General features: G+C 62.1%; 9 protein-coding genes. 1 reads left to right on the forward strand and 8 read right to left on the reverse strand.

The genetic code is table 11. The features are described from left to right. Positions 1-135 precede the first annotated feature (135 nt). Positions 136-912: an enoyl-CoA hydratase/isomerase family protein gene (locus tag VHD36_12600; protein HVU88150.1), complete on the forward strand. Its 777-nt coding sequence runs from the start codon at positions 136-138 to the stop codon at positions 910-912. Positions 913-973: 61 nt separating this feature from the next. Here the strand turns inward: VHD36_12600 and VHD36_12605 are convergent, their stop codons facing one another. The 8 genes from VHD36_12605 to VHD36_12640 form a co-directional block, all read right to left on the reverse strand. After that, complete coding sequence (locus VHD36_12605; protein ID HVU88151.1) at positions 974-1648, reverse strand: permease prefix domain 1-containing protein; 675 nt, start codon at positions 1646-1648, stop codon at positions 974-976. Between the two features lie 23 nt (positions 1649-1671). Further along, positions 1672-2010 carry a helix-turn-helix transcriptional regulator gene (locus tag VHD36_12610; GenBank protein HVU88152.1) on the reverse strand — a complete coding sequence of 113 codons (339 nt, stop codon included), beginning with the start codon at positions 2008-2010 and terminating at the stop codon, positions 1672-1674. A 114-nt stretch (positions 2011-2124) separates the two neighbouring features. Then, the gene (locus tag VHD36_12615) at positions 2125-2919 is read right to left on the reverse strand and encodes a HisA/HisF-related TIM barrel protein (protein HVU88153.1); all 795 of its coding nucleotides are present in this window, start codon (positions 2917-2919) and stop codon (positions 2125-2127) included. Between the two features lie 12 nt (positions 2920-2931). Then, on the reverse strand, positions 2932-3579 hold the full coding sequence (locus VHD36_12620) for a DNA-3-methyladenine glycosylase (protein ID HVU88154.1): 648 nt from the start codon (positions 3577-3579) through the stop codon (positions 2932-2934). Between the two features lie 172 nt (positions 3580-3751). Then, a complete protein-coding gene (locus tag VHD36_12625) occupies positions 3752-6931 on the reverse strand; it encodes an efflux RND transporter permease subunit (GenBank protein ID HVU88155.1) in 3180 nt (1059 codons plus the stop codon). A 24-nt stretch (positions 6932-6955) separates the two neighbouring features. Continuing rightward, positions 6956-8278: an efflux RND transporter periplasmic adaptor subunit gene (locus VHD36_12630; GenBank protein ID HVU88156.1), complete on the reverse strand. Its 1323-nt coding sequence runs from the start codon at positions 8276-8278 to the stop codon at positions 6956-6958. Between the two features lie 4 nt (positions 8279-8282). Beyond that, entirely contained in the window at positions 8283-8918 is a 636-nt protein-coding gene (locus VHD36_12635) for a TetR/AcrR family transcriptional regulator (GenBank protein HVU88157.1), read from the reverse strand. 213 nt (positions 8919-9131) lie between these two features. After that, entirely contained in the window at positions 9132-10574 is a 1443-nt protein-coding gene (locus tag VHD36_12640; protein HVU88158.1) for a DUF1501 domain-containing protein, read from the reverse strand. Positions 10575-10797: the final 223 nt, after the last annotated feature.

Consider the following 10797-nt stretch of genomic DNA (forward strand, 5'->3'; position numbering starts at 1 on the left):
TACTGCCTACTGCCTACTGCCTACTGCCTACTGCCTACTGCCTACTGCCTACTGCCTACTGCCTACTGCCTACTGCCTACTGCCTACTGCCTACTGCCTACTGCCTACTGCCTACTGCCTACTGCCTACTATCCCATGACCGTTCGCATCAATATCCACGAGAACGCCGGCACGATCATCATCGATCGGCCCGAGCGGCGCAATGCGTTGTCGCGTGACGTGCTGCGGGCGTTGGTCGAAGCATTCGGCGACTTGCACATGGAACGACGCGTGCGGGCCGTGGTACTAACGGGTGCGGGTTCGACCTTCTGCTCGGGCATGGACCTGGCCGAGATGCGCTCCACGAAGGAAAGCGACGATCCGCGCGCGCAGTGGCACGAGGATTCGGTGCTGTATCTCGAACTGCTCGAGACAATGTTGCACTTTCCCAAACCGATTATCGCCGCGGTTAACGGTCCGGCCGTCGCCGGCGGCGCAGGACTGGTGCTGGCCAGCGACATCGTGGTGGCGGCCGATAACGCGCGATTTGGTTTTCCCGAGGCGCGCCGCGGCATCGTGGCCGGGCTGGTCGCGCCGCTCTTGGTGTTTCGCATCGGGGCAGGCCATGCGGCGCATATGCTTTTGCGAGCGAACCTGATCGACGCGCAAGAGGCCTTCCGCCTGGGCGCGTTTCACGAACTGGTGCCGGCCGATCAGACCTGGGTGCGGGCCGTCGAGCTGGCCAAGGAGTGTGCTACAAGCGCGCCCGAGGCCTTGCTGCTCACCAAGCGGTTGCTCAATGAAACGATCGGCGAGCACTTGAGCACATTGTTAGCCGCCGGGGCCGCTGCAAGCGCCACCTCGCGCACCACCGAGGCTGCCGCGGAAGGCCTGGCCGCGTTCTTGGAAAAGCGTTCGCCCAAGTGGCCGTGATCGAAGCGCTGAGCGGATTAATGGGCGGATAAGCGCGAAGGCCTTCGGAACGCGGGGGATTCTATTGCGCAAGCTCTTGCGATTGGTTCTTTCGTCGTCGATAGCGCACGAGACAAAGGGCGACGACGGCCGCTGCCATGGGCCCAAGGATCATGAGGAACCCGTCCCGCACGGCGATTCTCTGCCCAACCCGCTGACTTTCGGCAAAGGGGAGGGTAAAGGAGAGTCGGCGTAGGAGGAAATCAACCTGATAGGCTGACAAGATCAGCGCGCACGAGACGATTGCCAACGATGGCGTCGAGAGAGTGCGGCGCGCAGCATTCAAAACACGCGCCGCTACCCTGCCAAGCCGCGTTCCGTAAAGGGCCCATCCGATCACGGCAATCAGCGCAAACGGCGCATAACAAGCCACCGTCATGGCGACAGAGGGCGAGACATGGTACCTAGCAGCGAGTAATTGGCCAGCCCGCGTCGAAATGGCAATCCCGAGTGCCCCCAGATTCGTAAGCATATAGCCGGCTAGTATCCAAACCAGCCGATTGATCCAGACGGCCGCGCGGTCGATCTTGGCGAACTCCACGGCAATTTCCTGTGGCGAACCGAGGCGATGAACGGCGACGACGAGGGCTTCCTCGGTCGACAGGCCGTTCTTGCCCAGCGCAGCGACGGTGTCCCGCAGATGACTTTCCAACTCGTCGAGATCGTCATTCTGAACGCCGCTTTGCTGCTGCGCCACGCGCCACCGCGCGATGGCGGAATCTAGGTCGAACATGTCTCCGCTCCCCATAGCCTGCTAAGGGTTGTGTGAACTGCCATCCACTGGCGCCGTTCGGCGACGAGCGCCCGCGATCCGCGGCGGTTGACCTTATAGTATCGGCGCCGGCGACCTTCGTCGGACATCTTCCAAGTCGCCTTGATGAGCCCCTCTTTTTCAAGGCGGTGGAGCACCGGATAGAGCATGCCGTCGCTCCACGCCAGTTCGCCGCCCGATAGCGAACGGACGTCTTGAATGATGGCGTAGCCGTAGCTCTCGCCCTTCTCGAGGATGGCGAGCACCAATGGCCGCGCCGAGGCGGCTACCAGGTCTTTGCTGATCATCGCACTGCTCCGAGCTACTTCATGCCTTATACATAGAAGTACAATGTATGTCAAATAAACCCAATGGCGGCTGGAGCCATAGAGCCGGGCAAACGCCCTTTGAGTGACCTCGTCTCAGCGCTCATCTATTCGCGCTAGCGCCTCCTTGCTCAAACGTCCATCATGCAGCGCCGAGGCCACGAGCGCCGCGTCGCAGCCGCACGCCGCCATTTGCCGCAGGTCGCCCGGCCCGCGCACGCCGCCGCCGGCAATGATTTCGATTTGCGGATACTCCGCGCGTATCGCCTGGCAGAGGGCCAGGGTGCCAACGCCTTCACCCACGCCAACGTCGGCAAGGTCGAGAATGATCAAACGCCGCACGCCCGCGTCGATTACGGAAGCGGCAAGTTTAAGCGGCTCCGTCGCGCGCCATGCGCGGACGTTTGTCAGCGGCGTACCGCCTTTCAGGTCGAGGCTGAAGACCAGCCGCTCGGCGCCGATCGCACGTAACAGAGGAGCGATCGTGGCTGCGAGGTGCTGATCGTCCGCGCGGAGGACGCCATCGACGCACTCGGGCGCGAGACTTTCGAGCCCCACGATGACGCCGGCCAGCGGTTCTCCTGCCGCGCGAAAGTCCGCCAGCGATTGGGCGCGGCCGACGTCACCGACGCCGGCGTCGACCAACAGCCGCGCGCCCGTCGCTGCGATCTCTTCGTAGATGCCCCACGCCGGCTCGCTGCCCGCGATGGCGTCGAGATCGGCGATATAGAACTCGGTCGTACGGTAGCGATCGACGATCGCACAGGCGACCACGGTTGGTTCTGCGCTCAAACAGAGCGTGCTTTCGATCGGCCGGTATTCGCTGCGGCGGCCGGCGACGCCGCGCACCACGACGCCATCCATGAGGTCAAGAACCGGGATGATGCGCATGCTGGCAATGCTCTACATCGGCACGGGTGCCTTGGCGGCCACGTCGCAGGCACGCCACAGGTACCAACTGGCTACCGAGCGGTACGGGCGCCAGCGCTCGCCATGTTCGAGGATGGCCGTTGGCTTCGGTAGTTCTTTATGGCCGTACGTGAGCATGAACCCCTTGCGCACACCCAGGTCCGAAATCGGCAGCACGTCGGGGCGGCCCAGACGGAACATGAGCAGCATCTCGACCGTCCACACGCCGATGCCGCGGACGCTTGTCAGCCGCTCGATGATCTCCTCGTCGCTCATCTTGTGCAGCTTGGCGACCGTGGGCACGACGCCATCAAGCGTCTTGGTCGCCAGGTCACGAAGCGCGGCGGCCTTGTTTCGCGACAGACCTACGGCGCGCAGCGCTTCGTCCTTGGCCGCCAGCAGCCGCTCGGGCGAAAGCTTTTTGCGTGTCCCAAAAGCGGCGATAGTGCGCCCATGGATTGTGGCCGCCGCCTTGCCCGAGAGCTGCTGGTAGACGATCGCCCGGGCGAGCGTCTGGAACGTATTGTCCATTTTGCGCTGCGTGAGATCGAGCGGTCCGACGCGGCGAATCAATTTCGCCATGTGCTTGTCGGCCCGGCCGATCGCGGCGATGGCCTGTGCGGGTTCGTAGCCAAGAGTCATGGAAGAAGTGCGGAGCGATGAGTGATGAGTGCGGAGGAATCGTTCATCAGCATCATATGCTTCGATTTCGTCGGTGGCTAATCCTGGCGCCCCTGACACCGGGCCGCATTGCTTAGAGACGCGGAGGGGCATGGAACGCGATAGGCCATGCCGAAGAGAGGATGAATCGGCCCTAGACCAGGCTTTCCTCGGTCATCTCGTCATGCTCGGGCGCAGGCTTCGCGGGCGTTGGCGGCGAATCGTGCTCAGGCCGCTTGCTCGGCGTTTGCTCGACCGAGAAACGGATGCCGATGCGATGCAAGAAGTTGCCGAACGAATCCAAGAGCACGTAGAACACCGGCGTGACGATCAGCGCGAGCAATAGCGAGAACGACTGGCCACCGATAATCACCTTGGCCATGCTGGCCCGCGCGCCCGAGCCCGGGCCGGTACCCAGCGCGATCGGCACCATGGCCGCCACGAGCATGACCGTGGTCATGAGAATCGGCCGCAAGCGGGTGTGATTCGCCTCGATCACGGCCTCGTGCCGGGGCATGCCGCGCTCGCGCAGTTGATTCGTCGCGTCGATCTGCAAAATGCCGTTTTTCTTGACGATGCCCACCAACATAAAGAGGCCGAACATCGCGTAAATGTCCATCGGCGTTCGCGCGAGCACCAGCGACAACAGGCCGAACGGAATCGTTACGGGCAAGGCCATCAGAATGGCAATCGGTTGCGACCAACTCTCGAATTGCGCCGAGAGGATCAGATACATGAACAGAATCGACAGCACGAAGGCGATGATCAGGTAATAGCCCGTCTCGGCCAAGGTCTCGGCCTGTCCGCCGAAATTAAACGAATAGGCCGGCGGCAGGTTCATTTCTTCGAGGACTTCGCGACTTCGCGTCACGGCTTCACCGAGCGCGATACCGTCGGGATTGGCGAGCACCGTCACGAGCCGCTGCCGATCCTTGCGTTCGATCTGGCTTGGCCCGCGCTGTTCGTCGAGTCGCGCCAGGTTCGAGAGGGACACCGCGCCAACCCTGGGCGAAGATACCGACAGTCCGTACAGATCCTGCACGCTCGAGCGGTCGCTTGGTTGCGCCCGCAGCCAGACGTCGTATTGCTCGCCGCCGTCGCGGAAGGTGGAGACGGGCATGCCGCCCACGAGAATTCGCAGCGAATCGGCAATCGTGCCGACCGAAATGCCCAGGTCGCTGGCCGCCTCGCGATCGACCACGACTTGCAACTCCGGCTTTCGTAGTGCGAGCGTCGTGTCGAGATCCGACAAACCACCCTTCTGGCGCAGTCGTTCGATCAGTTCGTCTGAGTATTTCGCCAGCCCCTCCAGATCGGGACCGTGCATTTCGACCTGAAACACCTGGGCCCTTCCGCCCCCTTGGAAGGGCGAAACGTCGTTGACGCTCGCCCTCAGGTCGGGATAGTCGGCCAACAGTTTGCGTGCCTGTTGCTGGATCGCGAATTGCGAATAGTCGCGATCCTTTAGCTCTTCCATTCGGACGTAGATCGTACCCTCGGTGACGCTCCCTTGCCCTTTGGCGCTGCGGTTGGTGCTGCCGATGGTCGTAAAGACGTGTACCGTGCCGGGCAGTTTCCACAACCTCGCTTCCAGCTCGCTCATCACTTTGTCGGTGCGCTCCAGGGCATAACCCTCGGGCGTGATGACGTGGACTTCGTATTCGCTCTGATCGTCGCGGGGAATGAGCGCCAGTCCCATGATCCGGCCGATGGGCACCGTGCTCAGTACGACCAGGATCGTGACGACGACGACCAGCCACTTGGCACGGAGCGAACCGCGCAAGATCAGCCCGTAGGCGCCGTCGATGAACCGCCAGATGAAGCCCGACTTGCTCTTGGCGTGCCCTTCCTCGCCCGGCTCGAGCTTAAGGAAGCGACTGCACAGCATGGGCGTGAGCGTGAATGAGACGAACAGGCTCATGACGATGGCAAACGCCACGGTCAGGCCATAGCTACTGAAAAATCGCCCGACCACGCCGCCCATGAACGCCAGTGGCAGAAAGATCACGACGAGCGACAGACTGGTGGCCATGACCGGCAGAACGATCTCGCGCGTGCCAATGCGGGCCGCTTCCATGCCGTTCAGGCCGTGCTCTTCCATGTGGCGGAAGATGTTTTCATGCACCACCACGGCATCATCGATGACGATGCCGATGGCCAGGATCAGGCCGAGCATGGTGATGTTGTTGAGCGTAAAGCCCATGTAATACATGAACGCGAAGGTCGGCACGATCGACGTGGGAATCGCCAACGTGGCGATGATCGTGGTGCGCCAGTCGCGAATGAAGAGCAGGATCGTGGCCGACACCAGGCCCGCGGCCAACAGCAAGTGGAATTTGACCTCTTCGATCGATTTCTTGACGAACCGCGACTGGTCGCGGGTGACTTCGATCTGTACGTCCGACGGCAACGTGGCGCGGACGCGATTGAGCTTGGCTTTGACGTCGTCGGTCACCTTGACGACGTTCGTGCCCGACTGCTTTTGCACCATGACGCTGACGGCCGGCTGCCCGTCGAGCCGGGCCAGCGAGCGTGGTTCCTCGACCGAATCGACGGCCGCGCCCACATCTTTGATGCGGATCGGGTAACCGCCCCGGTTGGCGATGATGATGTTGTTGAACTCAGTGGCGTTGGTGAGCCGGCCCAGCGTGCGCACGACCATCTCGCGCGGGCCTTGTTCGATATGACCACCGGGCACTTCGATGTTCTGCCGCTCGAGCGCTGCTTGCACGTCATCGATCGACAGCTTGTACGCTACAAGCTTATCGGTGTCGACCGTGACGTTCATGGCCCGGGTACGGCCGCCGACGATCGTGGCCAGGCCGACGCCGCTGACGGTCTCCAACTGCTCCTTGATCTGCTTGCGCGCCATTTCCGTGATTTCGCGCAAGTCGCGCTTGCCCGAGATGGCAATCGTCATGATCGGCATGGCGTCGGTCTCGAAGCGGTCGACGATCGGCTTTTCGGTCCCCTTCGGAAGCTGCGAAAGCACCGAGCTGACTTTGTCGCGCACTTCCTGGGTGCCCACGTCCCCGTTCTTCGAGAGCAGGAACTGCACGGTGACGATCGACATACCCTCGGAGCTGACCGAACGGATCGCGTCGACACCCGAGACGGTGTTGATCACGTCCTCGATGGGCTTGGTGACCGAGGTTTCCATTTCCTCGGCACTGGCGCCCGGCAGCGTGGTGGTGACGGCGCAGACCGGAAAGTCGACATTCGGAAAGAGATCGACGCCCAGCCGGAAGTACGACAAGATGCCGAGCACCACCGGCGAGGCGACGAGCACCCAGGTGAAAACCGGTCGGCGAATGCAAATGTCCGAGATGCCCATAGTGCGTAACCGTTCGACGAAGACTTAACCGGCGGTGGTGTCTGAGGGAGAGCGTTCGTGATCCGTCTTGGCGCGGGCGGCTTCGGCGGCGGGCTCCTCCGGCTGCCGAATCGTGACCGAGGTGCCATCGGCCAACTGCGTCTGGCCGCTGACGACCACGGTAGCGTCGGTCGGCATGTCGCCCTGCACCTCGATCCAGCCGGACCCCTCGGTGCCAGTTTCCACCGGGATATCGCGTGCCTTACCGTCATTGACGACAAAGAGCTTGGTTACGCCCGCAAAGCGAACGATGGCCTCGATCGGCACCACCGTGCGCTCATCAGCCCGCTTGGTGACCACCGAGGCTTTGACGAATCCGCCGGGCCGCAGGGCGCGATCTTCGTTGGGAATCGCCACTTCGACCTGGAAGGTCCGACTGTCGACGTCGACCGCCGGATTGATCCACGTCACGGTGCCATCGAAGACGCGGCCCGGATGCGAGGCCACGGTGAGGCGCACTTCCTGCCCAACGGTGGCGTAGGGCGTGTATTGTTCGGGCACATTGACCCACATCCGCAGCGGCTTGTCGATGATCAGGTGCAGGACTTCTTCCCCCTCGCGGATCATCTGCCCTTCGGAGACGGTGCGCTTGGTGACGGCATACTCGATCGGCTCGTTGAGTCCGGTCGGCGGCTTGGTCGGCTCGGGAGCACGCACGATCAGATCTTCGCGCGCCTGGCGGGCTACCTCCAAGTCCACGCGGCTGGCCATGGCCGAGGCCAGTGTGGCGCGGGCGGAAAGAATCGCGTTATCGAGTGCGGCTTGCTTGTCGCGCAGCTCGAATTCGGCATCCGCGAACGATTCGGCGGTATTCACTTTCTTTTCGGCCAGCCGTTGCTCTCGAGCGAATTTTTGCTCGGCTCGATCAGCCGCCGCTTGGGCCTGACGCACCGCCGGCAGTTGAGCGATGTTGAAATCTCCCTTGGGAAGTTCATGCAGCCCGAGCTTGGCTAGTTCCGAAATCAGTCGCTGCTCGGCTTGGCGCACGGCCAGGTCGGCGTTGATCGCTTCGAGCTCCACGAGCGGCTCACCCGGCTTTACCCGGTCGCCCACGTCATGCAGCACCTTGACCACGCGGCCCGATTTCTCGGCGCCGACTTTGACATCTTCCCAACCTTTGAGGGTGCCCACGACGTCGACCGTGGTTTCCACCGTGCGCCGCTCGGCCTTTGCCACGGTGACCGGCACGACCTTGGGGCCGGTCTGCGCGGCCAGTGGCTCGACATCATCGTGCCCACAGCCAACGGCACAAATGCACAGCAGCAGGCCGCCGCAGGCGAATAAGATTTTTTGTCCCGAACTTCGCATAACTTCAATTCCTTTGCGATTCGCTCAGTGAGCGTCTCGCGTGATCGGCAAACCCATCCAACAAATCGGTAACTAAACGACGCGCGAGGCCGGCGTCGAGGTTCAGGTCGCGGTACAAATAGTCCATCGTGTAAATTGCCACCAGCCCGCGCACGGCGGCCGTGCATTCCTCGATTCGCTCGGCGGCGATGATTCTTTCGGTGGCCAGTCCGCCAACGACGCTAGCAACCAGCTCAGCCAGGTGCTGACCTAGGTCGGCCATCATGGCCGAGAGGTGTGAATTGCGCGGGCCGAAGAAGACGGCGTAGGTAAAGCGAGCCAGGTCGGGCTGTTCACGGCAGAGGCGGAAATGCTCTTCGACGAGCGCGACGAGTTTTTCGGTCGCGGTGCCCGGGCCCGCCAGAATCTGGCGCAGGCCGACGGCCAGGTTATCCAGCGCGTCGGTCAGTAGCCGCTGTGCCAGCAATTCCTTACTCTCGAAGTAGTAGTACAGCGTCGGCTTCGTAACGGCCGCCGCCTCGACGATGTTTCGCACGCTTGTGGCGTCGTACCCCTCCGAGGCGAAGAGCCGAGCCGCAGCGCGCGCAATGCGATCAGCGATTTCACTCGAGGCGACGCCATGGGAAACAGGGATGGACATCAGGCGAGGTTTGGTTGAAACGCGAGGACCGTCGAATTGTCGGGTTGCGTAAAATTGGCAACCCAGGAGGGACGTATACCGAACGGTAGGTATTCAAGCATGCCGCTAAATTGCCGTCAATATCAAGCCAAAAATTATTTTGTTAGCTAACTATTTGGAGGGGGATCGACTGGCAAGAAGCAGGGTGACCCAAGGTCCTTTTTTGCCGGTCCGCTAGGCCAGAATCGGCGTAATGAGCTCGCCGTGAACGTCGGTCAGACGCATGTCGCGGCCGCCGAAGCGATAGGTGAGCCGCCGATGATCGACGCCCAGTAAGTGGAGCATCGTGGCGTGCAGGTCGTGGATCTGCACCTTGTCGGCGATGGCGTGATAGCCGTAATCGTCGGTGGCACCGTGGATCACGCCCCCTTTCACACCGCCGCCGGCCATCCACATCGTGAAGCCGAAGGGATTATGATCGCGGCCGTCAGATCCTTGGGCCATGGGGGTGCGACCGAATTCGCCGCCCCACACGACCAGCGTTTCGTCGAGAAGCCCGCGTGATTTGAGGTCGGTGAGTAGCGCGGCGATCGGCTTATCGGTCGCGAAGGCGTTCTTGGCGTGCCCTTCCTTCAACTTGCTGTGCTGGTCCCAGCGGTCGAAGCCCAGGTCTTGCGGGAGTAGTTCGACGAAGCGCACGCCGCGCTCGATCAGGCGGCGCGCAAGCAAGCACTGGCGTCCGAAGACCTCGGTGCGCGGATCATCCAGTCCGTACATCTCGTGCGTCGTGCGAGTCTCGCCCGAAAGGTCGCTCAGTTCGGGCACGGCCGACTGCATGCGGAATGCCAATTCGTAATTCGCGATCGCTCCTTCCAGGCGATCATCATGCGGAGTGCGCGCGAGCAACTGCCGATCGAGCTGCCGCATCAGCGCGGCTTTGCTCGCTTGCAACTCGGGCCGCGCTTCGAGCGGGTCGAGATCAGCCACGGGTTGGCCACTGCCGCGAAATGACGAACCTTGATAGGCGACCGGCAAAAAACCACTGCCGAAGCAATCGGCGCCGCCGGGCGGAATCATGCCGCTATTGAGGACGACAAAGCCAGGCAGATTCTGGCACTGGCTCCCTAGGCCATACGTGGCCCAGGCGCCCATGCTGGGGCGACCTTGCTGGCCGCTGCCGGTGTGCATGAAGTAATTGGCGTTCGTGTGCTCGGAAAAATTCGACGTCATCGAACGGATGATCGCCATGTCATCGACGCAGCGGGCGACGTGCGGGAACAGATCACTGACCGGGATGCCACTTTCGCCGTACTGATGAAAAGCCCACGGACAATCGAGAACTGTGCCGACATTATCGAACTGCGTGGGCGCGACGGGCACCTGGATCGGCTGGCCATGTTCGCGCTTCAATCGCGGCTTGGGGTCGAACGTATCGACCTGCGACGGTCCACCATCCATGAACAGGAAGATCACGCGCGTGGCCCGAGGCCGGAAATGGGCGGGCCGCTCGGCCAAAGGGCCAGTGGGCACCGTAGACGAGTCGGCCGACGATGCCGTTGCGCCGAAAGCCGGGTCGGCCGCTAGCGCCGCGAGCGCCACCGCGCCAAAACCATTCGCGCAGCGCGACAGCATCTCGCGACGAGAAAGGGGGCGATCGTGAAAGCGGTGACAATGCATGGAACTAGTTGTCCGTAGTCAGTAGCCGGTAGTCAGTAAAGAATGCAAGTGCAATTCTCATAATCGACGAAATCAGTCTTGCGCTTGTAAGTCGCCATCACTATCGTCTGCCTACTGCCTACTGCCTACTGCCTACTGCCTACTGCCTACTGCCTACTGCCTACTGCCTACTGCCTACTGCCTACTGCCTACTGCCTACTGCCTACTGCCTACTGCCTACTGC

This window comes from Pirellulales bacterium, assembly GCA_035546535.1.
In the GTDB taxonomy this organism is placed as follows: Bacteria; Planctomycetota; Planctomycetia; order Pirellulales; family JACPPG01; genus JACPPG01.

Coding starts and splice junctions, on each gene's coding strand:
- VHD36_12600 (HVU88150.1), top strand. CDS start 136: ATGACCGTTCGCATCAATATCCACGAGAACGCCGGCACGATCATCATC.
- VHD36_12610 (HVU88152.1), bottom strand. CDS start 2,010: ATGATCAGCAAAGACCTGGTAGCCGCCTCGGCGCGGCCATTGGTGCTC.
- VHD36_12615 (HVU88153.1), bottom strand. CDS start 2,919: ATGCGCATCATCCCGGTTCTTGACCTCATGGATGGCGTCGTGGTGCGC.
- VHD36_12620 (HVU88154.1), bottom strand. CDS start 3,579: ATGACTCTTGGCTACGAACCCGCACAGGCCATCGCCGCGATCGGCCGG.
- VHD36_12625 (HVU88155.1), bottom strand. CDS start 6,931: ATGGGCATCTCGGACATTTGCATTCGCCGACCGGTTTTCACCTGGGTG.
- VHD36_12630 (HVU88156.1), bottom strand. CDS start 8,278: ATGCGAAGTTCGGGACAAAAAATCTTATTCGCCTGCGGCGGCCTGCTG.
- VHD36_12635 (HVU88157.1), bottom strand. CDS start 8,918: ATGTCCATCCCTGTTTCCCATGGCGTCGCCTCGAGTGAAATCGCTGAT.
- VHD36_12640 (HVU88158.1), bottom strand. CDS start 10,574: ATGCATTGTCACCGCTTTCACGATCGCCCCCTTTCTCGTCGCGAGATG.